Raw genomic sequence first — 15,428 nt, 5'->3', positions numbered from 1 at the left:
AGAGAAACCTGCTTCGACCCATGCTCCCTCACGGTCTCGTAACCAAAGGGAACCACGGTCTGAAGCAGGTTGAATTTAGCTTACAAGGGGACCCGAAGCGCAGCGTAGGGCCGAGGTTGGGGCAAGATTTTTTGGATTTTTTTTTATGGTTCGGCTCACCGACGACTGAAAAAAGAAACTCGCGCGTAAGGCGCGAAACAAAACGCCCAGCGCACGCGATAAAGAAGAACTCCACAAAAGCAAAAGCCAACAGCCGGTGCGCATAGCACACCCTACGCGCGACATTTCCCGCAGACGTTTTTTGCCCTAAAAAGCCGTTGCCATAACGACCAAGCCCGTCCTATAGTCCCGCCGTCGCTACACATTAGCGATTGGGTTTGGCGACCCAAGTTCGGATGCGCATAAGCGCCTATCTCTGTGAAGCAGGCGCTTTTTTTGTGCCCGCAGCACAGCTATGGCGGCTGTGCGCGGGATACCTTCGGGTATGCCGGTGTTCTTCCGAACCGGTTCGCCAACCTGCGTACAGCTGCCACCCTATCGTTTGGCGACGAGTCGTGGCTGCCCTCTAAACTTTCGGAAGGTAATCATCATGAACGACAACTCCAACCTAACCACGTCCCAACCCTTCGACGACACCGACGGCGTACCCCTGTTCCTGGTCAACGCCGGCGTCCCCATCGACAACGCGCTCGCCCGAGCTGCCGACCTGATGATGTACGTCGAAACCCTGGCCGCCGCCGACTCACTCATGAACAAAGACCACGAGCGCGCCATCCTGCAAACCCTCAGCGAAATGGCCAAAGCACTGACCAGAGCCTGCCAAGGCGCAGCGGCCTGACGGCCAATAGCCACGCGTGCAGAAGGGGACATAAGTCCCCTTTTTAATACGCCGATTTTCGTACCATGTGGCCGGTGAAGACGAACGCGGCTCGGCGCGCCCGACACACAAACGTCGCTCACCCATGGATGTGATTAATCAGACTGCCCAGGCATCTGATACTCAAACCGCGCACAAGGAGACCCGCGCATGCAACGAATCAAAGCCTATTTCGACCGCCACGGCTCCGAGGCCTTTCGCATTGGCGAAGGCCGTATCAGCGGCTATATCTCGGCCGCCACCGGGCTGCTCAGTTTGCTCGCGGTGTTGTGTTTTATCTTCCCTGAATGGCTGACCTTTGCCGAATTTCGCAAGGTGTACAGCGAGCAGTTCGCCCGCACGGCGCTGCTGATCGGCCTGGCCGCCTCCTTCGGTTTGGGCACCCTCAATATCCTGCTGAACAACCGCAAACGCCTGGGCATTACCGGGATGGTCAGTTCGGGCCTGGCGCTGTTTCTCGGTGGCACCAATATCCAGTTCGACAGCATCGGCCACTCGCCGTATTCGCTGGGGCTGGACTGGTTCATTCTGGCCTTGCTGGTGTCGGCCATCGTGTTTATTCCGCTGGAAAAACTCTACGCCAAAGACCCCGAGCTGAAGATTCTGCGCCCGCATTGGCGCACCGACCTGTGCTACTTCTTCGTCAGCCATATGGCTGTGCAATTCATCCTGATTTTTGTCACTGCCTCGTCGAGTTTCCTCGCCGGCTGGGCAGTGTCGGACACCGTGCAGGGCTTCGTGCGCAGCCTGCCGATTCCGGTGCAGTTTGTGATGGCGGTGTTTGTCGCTGACCTCGGCCAATACTGGCTGCACCGCCTGTACCACGTGGTGCCGTGGATGTGGAAATTCCACGCGGTGCATCACTCCAGCACTTCCATGGACTGGCTGGCCGGTTCGCGGGTGCATTTCGCCGAGGTGCTGCTGACCCGTACCGGGGTGTTGGTGCCGTTGATGCTGCTGGGCTTCTCCACCGAAGCGATGAATGCCTACGTGATTCTGATCGGCATCCAGGCGGTGCTGGCCCACGCCAACGTCAAGATCGACGGTGGCTGGCTGAATTACATTCTGGTGTTGCCGCGTTACCACCACTGGCACCACGCGCGGCACATCGATTACATCTACAAAAACTACGCCATCCACACGCCGCTGGTGGACATGCTGTTCGGCACCTTCAAGCTGCCGCCGAACGAGTGGCCCAAGCGCTATGGCGTGTTCGGCAAGGACTTGCCCAACGGCATGTTGAAGCAGCTGGTTTATCCGCTGAAGCGCAAAGAACCGGCGCAGCCCAATTGACGGGGCGCTGACTGGCCCTCAGGCCAGTTGCTGCTCGCCATAACTCGCACCGCCCATGGGCTGCCCATCGGCGGTGTCGTTTTTCAGGTACTGGATAAAGCTCGCCAGACGCAGGTAATCCGGGATTTCCATGGGTTGCTGCTCGGCGTTTAGCGGGTGTTTGTTGTACTCGTGTTCAGACGCGTGTTGACAGTTCATCACTTGCTCCAAATACTGTATGCATAACCAGCTTACAGGGATTCGCTCATGTCATTCAACCTCAGCCAGTTACCCGCCGCCGAACGTACCGCCATTCAGCAGCATCGCCAATGCTGCTTCGAGAGCTATCAGCGCGAACACGAGCTGGAGGCGCAGTTGGCCGTTGAAGCCGCCTGGGAAAGCAGCCGCCTGCTCGATGCCCGCGGCGAAAAGAAAAGCGCGTGGCGCGACTGGGTAAACCAACAGTTGGAAGCCATGGACGACCCGCAACTGGTGCTGCGCATCAAACGTCGCCTCAACAGCTACGTGAAGGGCGCAGGGCAGAGCGCCTATGTTTGAAACCCTGATCAAACTCGCCCTCGCACCGCTGCTGCTGATCCAGGGCCTGTACGTGCGCCGGGTAACACCGAAGCTGCCCGAACCCGCGGGCGAGCGCAGCGGTGTGGCGGGCGATGGTCCGCATTTGCGCCTGCTGATTCTCGGCGACTCGGCCGCTGCCGGCGTGGGTGTTGCCAGCCAGGCCGAAGCCTTGAGTGGGCAGTTGGTGGCGAATCTGGTCGCAGATTATCGGGTGTCCTGGAAACTGTTGGCGCAATCGGGCTTCGACACCACCCAGGTCATGGCCATGGTCGACCGCACGGCCACCGAACCCTTTGACGCGGTGCTGGTGTCGGTGGGCGTCAACGATGTTACCGGCGGTCTGTCGGCCAAGGAGTGGGGCGCGAACATGGCCCGGTTGCTGGACCTGCTGCTGTGGAAATACGGCGCGCGTTACGTGCTATTGGCGCCGGTGCCTCCCATGAACGCCTTCCCGGCATTGCCGCAGCCGTTGCGCTGGTACCTGGGCCGCCGGGCCAGACAGTTCAACCAGGCGTTGGCCGAATTGGCCAGTTCTCGGGTGGATTGCCAGCTGCAAACCAGCGACTTTCTGTTGCAGCACGACTCACTCGCCGCCGACGGTTTTCACCCCGGCGCGCCGGTGTATGCGCTCTGGGCCAACGACACGGCGACCACCTTGCGCGGCTATTTTGCCGACCCGATCTCCCTGGGTGGGCGCCTGGTGGCGCCGGTAGCGGGTTAAGTGACCCATGGCCTGCGGCGATACCTGCCAGTGCGATTGCCGATTGGTGGCTTTTGCCGCGCCGGTTTAGGGTCAACTACCGAAGTTGTCTGAGCGCTGCCCATGCGTTACCGCCGCCTTGATCTCAACCTGCTGATTGCCCTGGAGGCCTTGCTCAGTGAGTGCAGCGTGACCCGCGCTGCCGAGCGTTTGTGCCTGGGCCAATCCGCGACCAGTTCGGCGTTAGGGCGGCTGCGCGACCACTTCAATGACCCGTTGTTGGTGCAGGTGGGCCGCAGTTTGCAGCCGACCACCCTGGGCCTGGCGTTGCTGCCCATGGTGCGCGAAGCCCTGGCGCTGACCCGCGAGATCACCGATGCGCCGGTGCAGTTCGCGCCGCAGCACTGTGATCGGCGTTTTACCTTGGTGGCCTCCGACTATGTGGCGGCGGTGCTGTTGCCGGCGGTGAGCCGCGAGCTGGCCAGGCTGGCGCCGCAGGTGCAGTTGAGCCTGCGCGACCTGCCGATGCCACGTGACGGTGATGTGGTCAGCGAGGCGCTGGACTATCGCCGCAGTGACTGTGTGGTAGTGCCGCAGCGGCGGCTCAACGCCAGCTATCCCCATCAGCCGTTGTTGACCGACCAGCTGTGTTGCCTGGTCAGCGCCGATCAGCCGGCGTATGCCGAGGGCCTGAGCCTGGCGGCGTATTGCGACGCCGAGCATGTGGTGCGTGAGTTTGCCGATGGCCGTCACCTGGCGTTGGATGCGGCGCATCTGCAGGAGTTGGGTATCACCCGTCGGGTCGCGGTGGCGGTGGAAAGCTTTGCCCTGATGCCGGATTTTCTTGTCGGTACGCGGCGGGTGGCGACCTTGTTTCGCCGCCAGGCCGAGCTGTTTGCTCGGCGTTATCCGTTGCGGGTGGTGGCGGCACCCTTGGCGTTTCCGGCGGCGACCCAGGTGGTGCAGTGGCACCCGTATCAGGACCGCGATCCGGCCCTGAACTGGTTTCGTCAGGTGCTGCAGGAGCAGGCCGCTCAGTTGGCCTGAGGGTCGCCGCTATCGGCTTGCAAGCCGGCGGCGGCAATCGCCAGCAGGGCGCAGCGTTCGTCGTTATCGGAGGTGTCGCCACTCAGGCCGATCGCGCCCAGCAGCTGGCCACTGGCGTTGCGGATCAGCACGCCGCCCGCCACCGGAATCACTTCGCCGCCTGTGAGGCTGTTGATCGCATCGAAAAACGCCGGCATGGCCGCCGCGCGCCGCGCCAGTTCACGCCCGCCAAAACCCATACCCAGGCAGCCACGGGCTTTACCGGTGGCGATCTGCGGGCGCAGAAAGCTCGCCTGCTCATCGCGTAACACCGCCAGCGGGTGGCCGGCGCTGTCGAGCACGGCGGCGGCCATTGGTTTCAAGCCCAGTTCACGGGCGGCCTGCAACGCAGCGCTGGCGATCTGCGCGGCGCTGATAAAAGTTAGTGCATCCATAGTCAAACGCTCCATTTGCCCAGTTGCGCGACGCGGTCGCGGGTGTAGAGGTCGGTCCATTTCAGGGAGTTGAAATCCGACACCTGCTTGGGGTTGTAAGGGCTGCGGTCCATGCGCACCGGCTGGCCGGCTTTGTACACGGCTTTGAGTTTGCTGCGGTCTTGCAGCACGCGGATGTCTTGCAGTGGCGAGCCGTCGAGCAGCAGGAAGTCGGCGTTTTTACCCACTTCCAAGGTGCCCAGGGTTTCACCGCGCGGCATGCAGCGCGCGCCGACGTTGGTGGCGGCGAACAAGGCTTCGGCCGGGGTGAAGCCGAGGCGGGTGACCAGCAGTTCCAGTTCGCGGGCGTGCCATTCGCCATAGGGGGTCACGGCAAAACCGCTGTCGCTGCCGCAGGCGAAGGGAATGCCGGCGGCCTTGGCACGTTTCAGCACCTGGCTGCCAACCTCCAGGGTGCGCGCGCAATAGCCGGCGTAACCGGTACTGATCGCCGGGTCGTGGGGTTGGCAGAAGTCCACGGTGTTCTGCGGGAAGGTCATGGTTGGCGCCAGAATGCTGCCGGCCTCCAGCAGCGCTTCGATGCAGGCGTCGTCCATATAAAAGGCGTGAAATACCAGGTCGACCCCGGCCTTGGCGGCGTACATCACCGCTTCACGGCCATAGGCGTGGGTGGCCACTTTGCAGCCCAGGCGGTGGGCTTCGTCGACCATCTCCTTGGTTTCGTCGGCGGTGAAGGCGGCGATGATTTCGCCGTTGGGGCGGCGGTGGGTACCGTCCATGGCGATCTTGATCAGGTCGACGCCATCCTTGGCCTGCTTGCGCACTTCGGCCAGGGCTTCGCTGCGGCTGGTCACCAGGCGCGCGGTGAAATACTCGGGGGCGCCGACGCGGCTGGGGAACCAGTCGTTGAGGCTCTGGCGGTTGGTGATCACCCGGCTGCTGGCCGCAATCCGCGGGCCATCGAACAGCCCGGCGGCAATCGAGTTGCGCACGGCAATGCTCAACTGACCGCTGTCACCGGGGCAGACCATGCTGGTGACGCCCGCCGCCAACACATGCTGGGCGAAGAACAGGCCACGCAGGGCGCGGAATTCGTCGCTGGTCCAGATATCAATGTCTTCCTCGCTCTGCGCATTACCGAAGGCGAGGTGGGTGTGCACGTCCACCAGGCCCGGCATCACGAAGTGGTCGCCGGCATCCACCACCTGAGCGCCAGGGGAGGGCGTGGGGGCGCTGCTGCGCGGGCCGACATAACTCAGCAGGCCGTTTTCCACCACCAGGGTTTGCTGTTGGCGGGTGTTCAAGTCGGTGCCATCGAACAGGGTTCGGCAGTGTAGATGCAGGGTGCTCATAACGGTTGGGTCACTGTGTTTATGGTTGTGCTGGCAGGCTGCCGAGCACGGCGTTCGGGCGCCAACAGATTGCGTCGATGGCCAGCTATTGATGGCTTCAATACGCGCCGCAGCTCAGGAGTGGCGCGGTCTGGCGATCAGCGAACGAGCAGGGCGGCGAGGTATCGCAAGTGGCGATGGCTTGCATTGCCATCGACGATTTTTATCCGCCCTGGCGCCGCGCCTAAGGTGCGCGCTTTAACCCAAGGAGCGCTGTACCCATGAACGTTGAACAACACTTGCTGCACCTGGAAAACGAACGTCGCCGAGCGCTGGTGGAAGAGGACCACGCCCGCGTCGCCGAGCTGTTTGCCGATGACCTGGTGTATGTGCACACCACCGGCCTGGTGCAAGGCAAGGCCGACTACCTCGATTACGCGCGCACGGCGGTGCAATACCTGGCCATCGAGCGCGGCGAGTTGCAGGTGCGGTTTTATGGTGATGGGCTGGCGGTGATGACCGGGCCGCAGTGCAACACCCTGCAAAAACGCGGCGGTGATCAGCCAATCAGAGGGGAGGGCTTTGCCACCCAGGTGTGGGCATTAGGAACGCAGGGCTGGCAGATCGCGTCGTTTCACGCCACGCGCTCGCCGGCTTAAAAAGCATCGAGGCTGAAGCCTCGATTGGCCGGACCTGAAAATCGCAATTATTGAACCTGAAACAAGATCAACGGCTTCGCGGCTAAAGCCCCCTCCCACAGGTAATCGAGGTTTTCTGTGGGAGGGGCTTTAGCCGCGAGCTCTTGATCGTTAAAACACCAAACATACCGGCGTTTTTGTATCTTCAGGCCGTGCGCCCACCCAGATTTTCCGCCACCCAGTCAGCAATGTACTGGCCGGCATTGATGCTGTTATCAAAGCTCGAATGCTGCACACCGCCTTCGCGCGGGGTGAAGATCTTCAGCTCGCGTTTCGGGCTGTTGACCAGTTGCTCGTAGGTGCGGTGCGCCCACTTGAGCGGGATCTGCGAGTCCTGCTCGCCGTGGGTGACCAGGAACGGCACCTTGATTCGGTCGAGTACGCCGTCCAGGTGCACGTTCTCGGCAATGGCCATGAACTCGTCCTGGTCCTTGGCACCCCACACCCAGCGCACGTGCGCCCAGTAATGCGGTACCGGGAAGCTGCCTTCTTTTTCCAGACGGCGTTTCTGCACATCGCGCCAATCGTGGTTGGCACCCCACACCACGCCGCAGGCGAAACGTGGTTCGAACGCCACGGCGCGCGGGCAGTAGTAACCGCCGAGCGACACACCTTCCAGGCCAATGCGTTTGGCATCGAACTCGCTGCGGGTTTCCAGCCAGTCGACTACGCGGCTGGCCCAGTGCTCGCTGTCATAGCGGGCGGTGAGGTTGTGCAGGCGCAGCGCTTCGCCGGTGCCCGGCTGGTCGATGATCAGCGAGGCGACGCCGCGCTTGGCCAGCCAGGCGGGGAGGCCGACGCGGTATTTCATTTCCTTGGTCGAATCCAGGCCATTCACCTGCACCAGAATCGGCTGCGGACCACTGACGCCTTCGGCGCGTACCAGCAGGCCGGAGATCACGCTGCCCTCATAGGGGATTTCTACCCGCTCGCAGTTCTCTTGCGACAGCTCGATGCCGCGCGCAAAGGTGTGCAAGAAGGTTTGATACAGCGCCGTGCGACCTTCGGCGCCATGGGCCTGGAGGCGCTCGCAGGTGAGGTAGTAGGTGGCCGCGCGGTTGTATTTTTCGCCGGCGGAGAGCAGGCGGCCATTGGCTTCGTCTTCCTCGGCCAGGCCGCACAGTTTGTCGGCCATCTTCTGCCAGGTTTCGCGGAAGGCCTTGGTGCCGGCGGCGTCGGGTTGTTTGGCAGCCTCTTGCAGTGGCGCGCACATTTCCTCGATCTCGCCCATGCGGGCGCCCATTTCGATGGCCAGGTCGACGGAGAGGTTCCAGACGTAGTTGGTGGGGAAGTAGCGGAACATGGTTGTTGTTGTCCTTATGCGAGCCAGTACGAAGGCGGGCCAGGCAGGCCCGTGCTTTTGGCACGGTAAGGAGGGGGCAGGTATTAGGCCAATCGTGAGTGGGGATGCGAGGTATCGGCAACGGCGATACCTCGGCCGCTGCTTCAAACACTACCGACCAAACGGGAGTCGTGTTCACAGTTCAAGGCGCAAATCCAGATACCTGGTATCGCGTTTGACGATGCCTCATAACAAATCATGCGATTGGTCGATGTGCGGAAAACGCTTGTACGGTAGCTCCTGTTCTTGGCGTGCGACCAAGGTGTTCGATAACAACAAAAAAGGAACCGCATAAATGAGCAACAACACTCCTGCGATCAGCACCGGAGCCAAAGGCAAACGCATTGCCATCATTGGCGCTGGCCCCGGTGGCATCGCTGCAGGCGTAGCCCTGCACCAAGCCGGTTTTGCCGTCACCGTGTTCGAGCGCAATCCCGAACTGCGGCCTCTCGGCGGCGCCATCATTCTCAATGCCACCGGCATCGTGATTCTGCGCAGCCTGGGTGTGCAGGTAGACGATATTTTCGCCGCCGGCCTGCCGGAATTTCGCCGTTACGATGGCCGCGTGCGGGTTAATTTCGATATTGATATGGCGCTGATGGAACAGGCCGGCGTTACCGGTTGGCAGTCCGGCATGATGCGCTCGGAACTGTACAAACGCCTGCTGGCAGCCGCGCCCGCCGACATGATCAGCACCAGCCACAGCTTTACCCATTACGTGGAAAAAGACGGCGTCACCACCGTGCACTTTGCCGATGGCCAGCAGTACGAGTGTGACCTGGTGATTGGCGCCGACGGCATTCAGTCCAAGGTACGCGAACAGCTCTGGGGCGCCTCCGAACTCAAACACTTGGGCATTGCGGTGTGGCTGGGTTGGTGCGAACTGCAGGGGCCGGAACGCAAGAAAATCGTCATCAGCCATGACCATGCCTATCAGATGGGCTATGCCCCGTTGCGCTACCAGGACAAGGACTGCTTCGAATGGTGGTTCGTGGAAAAATGCGCAGAAAATCAGGTCGAGCCCAGCGATCCTGCTGCCTATGTGCGTGAGCGCATCGGCCACTTCAGTTACCCCATGCCAGAGATTCTGGCGGCCACTGACACTGCCCATAACCTGTTCCGCTGGGTGGTGAAATACCGTGAGCCGCTCAAGGCGTGGTCCAAGGGGCGCGTGACCATCATGGGCGACGCCGCGCACCCGACTTCACCGTATGCCGCGTATGGCGCGGGTATGGCCATTGAAGACGGCTTCTTCCTCGCCAAATACCTGCGTGGTCGCGACCTGAGTGACATTGCCGCGCTACAGGCCGGCTTGCAGCGGTATGACGAGCAGCGGGTGGATTACACCAACCAGACCACGGCGTTCGCGCGCTTCCTGGGGCGGATGTATCACGGCGTGCCGGCACCGCTTAACCGGCTGCGCGACCTGTTCCTCGATCACTCCAGCCTGCCGGCGAAAATGATCAGCAAAGGCGTGACCGGTGAAGCGCAGGCGCTGCTGCGGGCGGTGCTTGAACCGGTGGATTGACCTCACTACATGAGGGGTGGGTCAGGCAGCTTTGGCCTGATCCACGCTCTGGATAAACGCGCTGATGCGCTCGCGCAGCCAGCGATGCATCGGGTCGCCATCCACGCTGCGGTGCCACAACATCACTTCGCGCATGACCGGAATTTTCACCGGCGGCGGCAAAATCCGCAGGGGCAAATGCGCGGCATACAAGCGCGCCAACCGCTGGTGCATGGTGGCGATACGCTGGGTGCCCACCACCAATTGCGGCAGGGTGTTGAAGTCGTTGGTGATCACTTCCAGGCGGCGGTTAAAGCCGTACTGGGTGATAAACCATTCCTCGATGCTCATGTGCCGGGTACGGCCAAACCCCACCGACACATGGCCCATCTCCATGTACTTCTCCAGCGTCAGGTGCTCGCCGACCTGGGTGTTTCCGTTCCACACCACGCACACGTGCTCCTCTTCGAACAGCAATTGCCATGGGTGGCCTTCGAGGATGTAGCGGTCGGGCACGATCATCAGGTCGACCTCACCGCGCATCAGCAATTCGCCGGAGTTGTCGCTGGGGCCGATCATTTCGAAGGTGATGTGCGGCGCTTCCTGGTGGATGCGTTCGATGACCTGGGCGAACAGCACGCTGATCAGGTAGTCGGAGGTCACCAGGCGGAAGTGGCGTTTGCTGGTACTGGGGTCGAACACCGGCTTGGCGGTGATCGAGCTCTGAATGGTCAGCAGCACTTCGCGTACCGGCGCGGTGAGTTCCAGGGCATAGGGGGTGGGCTGCATTTTGCGCCCGACCTGCACCAGCAGTTCGTCTTCGAAATAGGTGCGCAAGCGGCCCAGCACGCCACTGGTGGCGGATTGGGTCATGTGCAGACGTTCAGCGGCGCGGGTGATGTTCTGCTCCTCGAGCAATACATCCAGCGCCACCAGGAGGTTCAGGTCCAGGTGGTTGAAACGCATGGCGGCCAATCTCTTTGTTGTATTTATTTTCGCGATACATTCCGGACAAAGTATCAGCGCGTCAACCCTTCCTAAGAAATCTCCCTTTCCGTTTTCAGCCATTTCCCCGCAAGCACTGCTGTGCCAACAGGTATCGCGTTTGCCGATAGGTCACATCCCGACACGCGATTAGTCAGCTGCCTGCGCTGGCGGCACAGTTCGCCGCAGTCGGCCGTGACCGACACCACCACCGGCACCCCCAGCAACCGCCGGATCATAATTTCAATGGAGTGGTAGCCATGAACATCATTGGCCTTGACGCCCTGATCTTTGGTGTCGATGACATCCAAGCCTGTACCGATTGCCTGCGTGACTACGGCCTGCACCCGGTGGGCGTAGACGCCAACGGCGGGCGCTTTGAAGCCCTCGACGGCACCGCGGTGATCATCCGCCGCGCGGACGACCCAACGCTGCCAGCCGCCATCGGCCCGGCGCCGTCGATTCGCGAAACCATCTATGGCGTGGCCAGCGCCGCCGACCTGGATGCCATCGAAGACGAACTGGGCCGCGACCGCCTGGTAACCCGTGATGAGCAGGGCGTGGTGCACAGCGTCGATGACCTGGGCTTTGCCATCGCCTTTCAGCTCACCGTGCGCAAGCCGTTTACCGCGCCTGCCGATCTGAGCAACGCCCCGGGTCATGAGCCGCAGCGCCCGCTGAACCAGCCCGGTATCACCCTGGATATGGCCGCCGTGCCGCGCACCTTGTCCCACGTGGTGTATTTCGTTCCGGACGCCGCCAAGGGCGAGGCCTTCTACGCCAATCGCCTGGGCTTCAAGACCACCGACACCTTTGTCGGCGCCGGTCCGTTCATGCGCCCGGCCGGTTCCGACGACCACCACTGCCTGTTCATGATCCAGACCCCGCCGCACATGAAAGGCTGCGAGCACTTCACCTTTCACATGGGCAGCGGTACCGAAGTACTGCTGGCCGGGCGGCGCTTCGAGCAGAAGGGCTGGACCAGTTTCTGGGGCCCTGGCCGCCACCTGTTTGGCTCGAACTGGTTCTGGTACTTCAACAGCCCGCTGGGTTGCCACATCGAATACGACGCCGACATGGACAAACACGATGACGCCTGGGAAGCCCGCGTGGCGCCGCTGACGGCGGATAACTCGCAGCTGTTCCTGTTCACCTCGAAAGAGAAATGGGCGCCGGGTGGCCCGCCACCGAAGCAGGGTTGAGTGATGGCCGTAGCGTTGTGCCGCAGTGACGAATTAGCCGAAGGCCAGGCGCGTGGGTTTGACCCTGAACAGCGTGGCAAAGACAGCATTTTTGCCCTGCGCCACCAAGGCGAAATCCGCATTTACCGCAACAGCTGCCCGCACCTGGACGTGCGCCTGGAGTACCGCAAGGACCGATTTATGTCGGCCGATGGCCAACTGATCATGTGCTACGCCCATGGCGCGCAGTTTTTGCCAGATACCGGCGAATGCATTTACGGGCCGTGTCTGGGCGAGAAATTACAGGCGGTGACGTGGCAGGAAGAGGGCGGTTGGCTGGTGTTGCAAGCCACACAAATCTAGTCCTCTCGCCGCTTTGGGGAGAGGGGTGAAGAGCCGTTGAGTCTGTTTGGGAGGTATCGCGTGAGGCGATACATCCCATCCCTATAAGCGATTAGTCATCTTCCTGGTTTGCCCGGAAAGTGGCCCCAACGAAGCGGCGCCTGCGCCCTTCGATGAACAAAAATAATAAGTGAGACATGCCATGAATGCAGTCAGCAAAGTTCTGGTAGTAGGCGGTGGTATCGGTGGTTTGTGTGCCGCCATCGCCCTGCGCCGCAAGGGCATCGCGGTTGACCTGATCGAACTCAAGGCCGAATGGACCGTGTACGGCGTCGGCATCATCCAGCAAAGCAACGTAGTGCGTGAGATGGCCAAACTCGGCGTACTCGACGGCTACCTCGATGCGGCCTACGCCTTTGAAGACGTGGCCATCTACGGCCCCGGCGGCCAGCTGTTGGCACGCATTCCCGGTCAGCGTCTGGCCGGCCCCGAGTACCCGGCCAACGTCGGTATCTCGCGCCTGGCCTTGCACAACGTACTGTGCAACACCGCGCTGGAACTGGGTGCCAATGTGCGTCTGGGCCTGAGCGTGGAAACCCTCACCGAGCAGGCTGACAGCGTCAGCGTGCTGTTCACCGATGGCAGCAGCGGCGACTACGACCTGGTGGTCGGTGCCGACGGCCTCTATTCGAAAGTACGCAGCCTGTTGTTTGGCGACACATACACCCCGCGTTTCACCGGGCAATCGGTGTGGCGCTACAACTTCCCGCGCAAGCCGGAAATCGATCACCTGGCCAATTTCCAGAGCGCCGATGGCAATGCCGGCCTGGTGCCGTTGGCCGGCGACCTGATGTACCTCTTCCTTACCTCCCACGAACCGAATAACCCATGGATGGATACCGCCACCCTGGCCGAGCAGATGCGTGAGCGCCTGCAGGGTTTTACCGGTCTGGTGGGCGAGCTGCGTGAGCAAATTACCGACAGTTCGCAGGTGGTCTACAAGCCGATGGAAGTGGTGTTCGTCAATGAGCCCTGGTACCGCGGCCGCGTGCTGTTGATTGGTGACGCCGCCCACGCCACTACCCCGCACCTGGGGCAGGGCGCTGGCATGGCCATTGAAGATGCCGTGGTGCTCAGCGAAGAGCTCACCGCTGGCGGCGATATTGCGCAGCAGCTGCAACGCTTTATGGCGCGGCGCTTCGAGCGCTGCAAATACATCAGCGAAAGCTCGGTGTTGGCCGGCGACAAGGAGATGCAGCACGACCGTGAGTTCGACCGCATTGGCCTGGTCAAGCAGATGCTGGCGCGTACGGCTGAGCCTATCTGAGGAAAAAGATCCGCACCGAGGCGCCACCCGGCGCGCTCGGTGGTTCCGAGTTGTAACCGTAAGACTTGCGATGCGACCGCGCCCCACAGAGGGCGATAACAAGAAGAACAATAGCGAGGTTTCTCCATGGCTCGTTTCCAAACTGCCGCATTTCGCGGCGGACGCCCTCCCTTTGCCCTTAGTTTGGCCGGGCTGCTGGTTGGCGTACTCTCGGCAAATGCCCAGGCATTTGAGTTCGACACTGGCAACCCGGACCTGCGGGCCCGGTGGGACAACACCCTGAAGTACAGCGCAGCCTGGCGCACTGAGGGCAAGTCCGACAAGCTCAGCGAGGCGCAAAACCTCAACGACGGCGACAACAACCTCGACAAGGGGTTGATCTCCAACCGTCTCGATGTGCTTTCGGAAATGGACATCACCTATAAGAACGTCGGTGCCCGCGTCAGCGGCGCGGCCTGGTATGACGATGTCTACAACAAGCCCAACGACAACGATGCCGATGGCAACGTCAACAGCTACTCGGTAGACCCCGACCACTTCACGGACGACACCCGCAAGCTGCACGGGCGCAAAGGTGAGCTGCTCGATGCGTTCCTGTTCGGCCGTGCAGAGATCGGTGATATGCCGGTGTCCGGGCGTATCGGCCAGTACGCCATGCAGTGGGGCGAAAGCCTGTTCTACGGCATGAACGGCATAGCCGGCGGCATGGCGCCCATAGATGTGGTCAAGGGCCTGTCGGTACCCAACACCCAGTTCAAGGAACTGATTCGCCCGGTTGAACAGGTGTCCGGCCAGTTGCAGCTGACCCCGGACGTCACCATTGGCGCCTACTACCAGTTCGAGTGGGAAGCCAACCGCCTGCCGGCTGCCGGTAGCTACTTCTCCACCGATGACTTCTTCGGCGATGGCAACGAGCGCATGTTTATCGGTGCGCCGCTGTTCCCGGGTGCCCAGCCGCTGGCCTTCTACCACGGCAAAGACGAAGACGCGAAAGACTCGGGGCAGGGCGGTATGCAACTGCGCTGGCGCACCGAAACCGTGGACTGGGGTTTTTATGCCATCCGCTTCCACGACAAGTCGCCACAGTTGAACGTGCGCCCCAACTTCGCCGCGCTCGATCCACTCACCGGCAAGGCCGGCGAGTACTACTGGGTGTACCCGGAAGGCATCGAGTCGGTGGGCGCCAGCTTCTCCACCACGGTCGAGCAATTCAACATCGCCGGTGAACTCTCCACCCGCTGGCACCAGCCGTTGGCGTCCACCAACCAGCACGCACTGGCCGTGGACGATGGCATCAGCAATGACCCCGACGAAGCGGTGTACGCCACCGGCCGCACGCTGCACGCCAACCTGTCGTGGCTGGCCAGCCTGGAACCGTCGTTTGTCGCACCGGAAGCCACCTTCCTCGGCGAGATCGCCTGGAACCGCACCTTGAGCGTCACCCGCAACCCGGATGCCGTCGACCCCAACGCCGACCGCGACGCCTGGAGTCTACGCGCCGTGTACGAACCCATGTACCGCCAAGCCTTTGCCGGCATGGATATCAGCGTACCGATGGGCTTCAGCTTTACCCACGGCAAGTCGGAATCCCTGGGTACCGGCTTCGGTTCGGACCGCGGTGGCGATATCAACATCGGCATCAAGGGCAACTACCTCAACGCCTGGACCCTGGGGCTGACCTACACGCACTTCTACGGTCCGGAAGACACCTTCCTCGATGCCAATAACAACTACACGTTCGAGCAATCGCTGAAAGACCGCGACTTCGTCGCCGTCAGCGTTAGCCGTACGTTCTGAGGAGCTACAG

The 15,428-nt window shown here is 61.7% G+C and carries 16 protein-coding genes; 11 read left to right on the top strand and 5 right to left on the bottom strand.

The window, feature by feature from the left end:
- Window positions 1-589 precede the first annotated feature (589 nt).
- Together C8K61_RS26790 and C8K61_RS25975 are read left to right on the top strand one after the other, a co-directional pair.
- Window positions 590-838, top strand: a complete 249-nt coding sequence (locus tag C8K61_RS26790) for a DUF3077 domain-containing protein (protein WP_158272544.1) — start codon at window positions 590-592, stop codon at window positions 836-838.
- A 189-nt stretch (window positions 839-1,027) separates the two neighbouring features.
- The gene (locus tag C8K61_RS25975; RefSeq protein WP_108099839.1) at window positions 1,028-2,170 is read left to right on the top strand and encodes a sterol desaturase family protein; all 1,143 of its coding nucleotides are present in this window, start codon (window positions 1,028-1,030) and stop codon (window positions 2,168-2,170) included.
- Window positions 2,171-2,188: 18 nt separating this feature from the next.
- Here C8K61_RS25975 and C8K61_RS25970 read toward each other — a convergent pair whose 3' ends face one another.
- Window positions 2,189-2,368 (bottom strand): hypothetical protein, encoded by a 180-nt coding sequence (locus tag C8K61_RS25970; RefSeq protein WP_108099837.1) that lies wholly within the window; start codon window positions 2,366-2,368, stop codon window positions 2,189-2,191.
- A gap of 48 nt (window positions 2,369-2,416) precedes the next feature.
- Between C8K61_RS25970 and C8K61_RS25965 the strand changes: the two genes are divergently transcribed.
- From C8K61_RS25965 to C8K61_RS25955, 3 genes are all read left to right on the top strand, one after another.
- A complete protein-coding gene (locus C8K61_RS25965; protein WP_108099835.1) occupies window positions 2,417-2,707 on the top strand; it encodes a hypothetical protein in 291 nt (96 codons plus the stop codon).
- On the top strand, window positions 2,700-3,449 hold the full coding sequence (locus C8K61_RS25960) for an SGNH/GDSL hydrolase family protein (RefSeq protein ID WP_108099833.1): 750 nt from the start codon (window positions 2,700-2,702) through the stop codon (window positions 3,447-3,449). The genes C8K61_RS25965 and C8K61_RS25960 overlap by 8 nt, the downstream gene beginning before the upstream one ends.
- A gap of 102 nt (window positions 3,450-3,551) precedes the next feature.
- Window positions 3,552-4,475 (top strand): LysR family transcriptional regulator, encoded by a 924-nt coding sequence (locus tag C8K61_RS25955; protein WP_108099831.1) that lies wholly within the window; start codon window positions 3,552-3,554, stop codon window positions 4,473-4,475.
- Here C8K61_RS25955 and C8K61_RS25950 read toward each other — a convergent pair.
- Together C8K61_RS25950 and C8K61_RS25945 are read right to left on the bottom strand one after the other, a co-directional pair.
- A complete protein-coding gene (locus C8K61_RS25950; protein WP_256589561.1) occupies window positions 4,463-4,909 on the bottom strand; it encodes a heme-binding protein in 447 nt (148 codons plus the stop codon). The genes C8K61_RS25955 and C8K61_RS25950 overlap by 13 nt on opposite strands.
- Window positions 4,910-4,911: 2 nt before the next feature.
- Window positions 4,912-6,261: an amidohydrolase family protein gene (locus C8K61_RS25945; protein ID WP_108099827.1), complete on the bottom strand. Its 1,350-nt coding sequence runs from the start codon at window positions 6,259-6,261 to the stop codon at window positions 4,912-4,914.
- 260 nt (window positions 6,262-6,521) lie between these two features.
- On the opposite strand from C8K61_RS25945, the gene C8K61_RS25940 reads away from it, so the two are divergent.
- A complete protein-coding gene (locus tag C8K61_RS25940; protein WP_108099825.1) occupies window positions 6,522-6,899 on the top strand; it encodes a nuclear transport factor 2 family protein in 378 nt (125 codons plus the stop codon).
- A gap of 184 nt (window positions 6,900-7,083) precedes the next feature.
- On the opposite strand, the gene C8K61_RS25935 is transcribed toward C8K61_RS25940, so the two are convergent.
- Window positions 7,084-8,241 carry a S9 family peptidase gene (locus C8K61_RS25935; protein ID WP_108099823.1) on the bottom strand — a complete coding sequence of 386 codons (1,158 nt, stop codon included), beginning with the start codon at window positions 8,239-8,241 and terminating at the stop codon, window positions 7,084-7,086.
- 334 nt (window positions 8,242-8,575) lie between these two features.
- Here C8K61_RS25935 and C8K61_RS25930 point away from each other — a divergent pair, with 334 nt between their 5' ends.
- Window positions 8,576-9,808 (top strand): NAD(P)/FAD-dependent oxidoreductase, encoded by a 1,233-nt coding sequence (locus tag C8K61_RS25930; RefSeq protein WP_108099820.1) that lies wholly within the window; start codon window positions 8,576-8,578, stop codon window positions 9,806-9,808.
- Between the two features lie 21 nt (window positions 9,809-9,829).
- Here C8K61_RS25930 and C8K61_RS25925 read toward each other — a convergent pair whose 3' ends face one another.
- Window positions 9,830-10,753, bottom strand: coding sequence for a LysR family transcriptional regulator (locus C8K61_RS25925; RefSeq protein ID WP_108099818.1), 924 nt, complete (start codon window positions 10,751-10,753; stop codon window positions 9,830-9,832).
- Between the two features lie 278 nt (window positions 10,754-11,031).
- On the opposite strand from C8K61_RS25925, the gene C8K61_RS25920 reads away from it, so the two are divergent.
- The 4 genes from C8K61_RS25920 to C8K61_RS25905 all read left to right on the top strand — a co-directional run bounded on the left by C8K61_RS25920 (window position 11,032) and on the right by C8K61_RS25905 (window position 15,418).
- Window positions 11,032-11,973: a VOC family protein gene (locus C8K61_RS25920; RefSeq protein WP_108099816.1), complete on the top strand. Its 942-nt coding sequence runs from the start codon at window positions 11,032-11,034 to the stop codon at window positions 11,971-11,973.
- Window positions 11,974-11,976: 3 nt separating this feature from the next.
- Window positions 11,977-12,315 (top strand): Rieske 2Fe-2S domain-containing protein, encoded by a 339-nt coding sequence (locus C8K61_RS25915; protein WP_178086509.1) that lies wholly within the window; start codon window positions 11,977-11,979, stop codon window positions 12,313-12,315.
- Between the two features lie 181 nt (window positions 12,316-12,496).
- Window positions 12,497-13,621 (top strand): FAD-dependent oxidoreductase, encoded by a 1,125-nt coding sequence (locus C8K61_RS25910; protein WP_108099812.1) that lies wholly within the window; start codon window positions 12,497-12,499, stop codon window positions 13,619-13,621.
- A 126-nt stretch (window positions 13,622-13,747) separates the two neighbouring features.
- The gene (locus C8K61_RS25905; RefSeq protein WP_108099810.1) at window positions 13,748-15,418 is read left to right on the top strand and encodes a DUF1302 domain-containing protein; all 1,671 of its coding nucleotides are present in this window, start codon (window positions 13,748-13,750) and stop codon (window positions 15,416-15,418) included.
- The last annotated feature ends 10 nt before the right edge of the window (window positions 15,419-15,428 follow it).

The organism is Pseudomonas sp. GV071 (assembly GCF_003050835.1).
Classification (GTDB): Bacteria; Pseudomonadota; Gammaproteobacteria; order Pseudomonadales; family Pseudomonadaceae; genus Aquipseudomonas.
The sequence above is the reverse complement of the archived record's forward strand: the minus strand, read 5'-3'. Positions and strand labels throughout refer to the sequence as shown.

Coding starts and splice junctions, on each gene's coding strand:
- C8K61_RS25945 (WP_108099827.1), bottom strand. CDS start 6,261: ATGAGCACCCTGCATCTACACTGCCGAACCCTGTTCGATGGCACCGAC.
- C8K61_RS25970 (WP_108099837.1), bottom strand. CDS start 2,368: ATGAACTGTCAACACGCGTCTGAACACGAGTACAACAAACACCCGCTA.
- C8K61_RS25940 (WP_108099825.1), top strand. CDS start 6,522: ATGAACGTTGAACAACACTTGCTGCACCTGGAAAACGAACGTCGCCGA.
- C8K61_RS25905 (WP_108099810.1), top strand. CDS start 13,748: ATGGCTCGTTTCCAAACTGCCGCATTTCGCGGCGGACGCCCTCCCTTT.
- C8K61_RS25935 (WP_108099823.1), bottom strand. CDS start 8,241: ATGTTCCGCTACTTCCCCACCAACTACGTCTGGAACCTCTCCGTCGAC.
- C8K61_RS25950 (WP_256589561.1), bottom strand. CDS start 4,909: ATGGATGCACTAACTTTTATCAGCGCCGCGCAGATCGCCAGCGCTGCG.
- C8K61_RS25910 (WP_108099812.1), top strand. CDS start 12,497: ATGAATGCAGTCAGCAAAGTTCTGGTAGTAGGCGGTGGTATCGGTGGT.
- C8K61_RS25930 (WP_108099820.1), top strand. CDS start 8,576: ATGAGCAACAACACTCCTGCGATCAGCACCGGAGCCAAAGGCAAACGC.
- C8K61_RS25975 (WP_108099839.1), top strand. CDS start 1,028: ATGCAACGAATCAAAGCCTATTTCGACCGCCACGGCTCCGAGGCCTTT.
- C8K61_RS25925 (WP_108099818.1), bottom strand. CDS start 10,753: ATGCGTTTCAACCACCTGGACCTGAACCTCCTGGTGGCGCTGGATGTA.
- C8K61_RS25955 (WP_108099831.1), top strand. CDS start 3,552: ATGCGTTACCGCCGCCTTGATCTCAACCTGCTGATTGCCCTGGAGGCC.
- C8K61_RS25965 (WP_108099835.1), top strand. CDS start 2,417: ATGTCATTCAACCTCAGCCAGTTACCCGCCGCCGAACGTACCGCCATT.
- C8K61_RS26790 (WP_158272544.1), top strand. CDS start 590: ATGAACGACAACTCCAACCTAACCACGTCCCAACCCTTCGACGACACC.
- C8K61_RS25960 (WP_108099833.1), top strand. CDS start 2,700: ATGTTTGAAACCCTGATCAAACTCGCCCTCGCACCGCTGCTGCTGATC.
- C8K61_RS25915 (WP_178086509.1), top strand. CDS start 11,977: ATGGCCGTAGCGTTGTGCCGCAGTGACGAATTAGCCGAAGGCCAGGCG.
- C8K61_RS25920 (WP_108099816.1), top strand. CDS start 11,032: ATGAACATCATTGGCCTTGACGCCCTGATCTTTGGTGTCGATGACATC.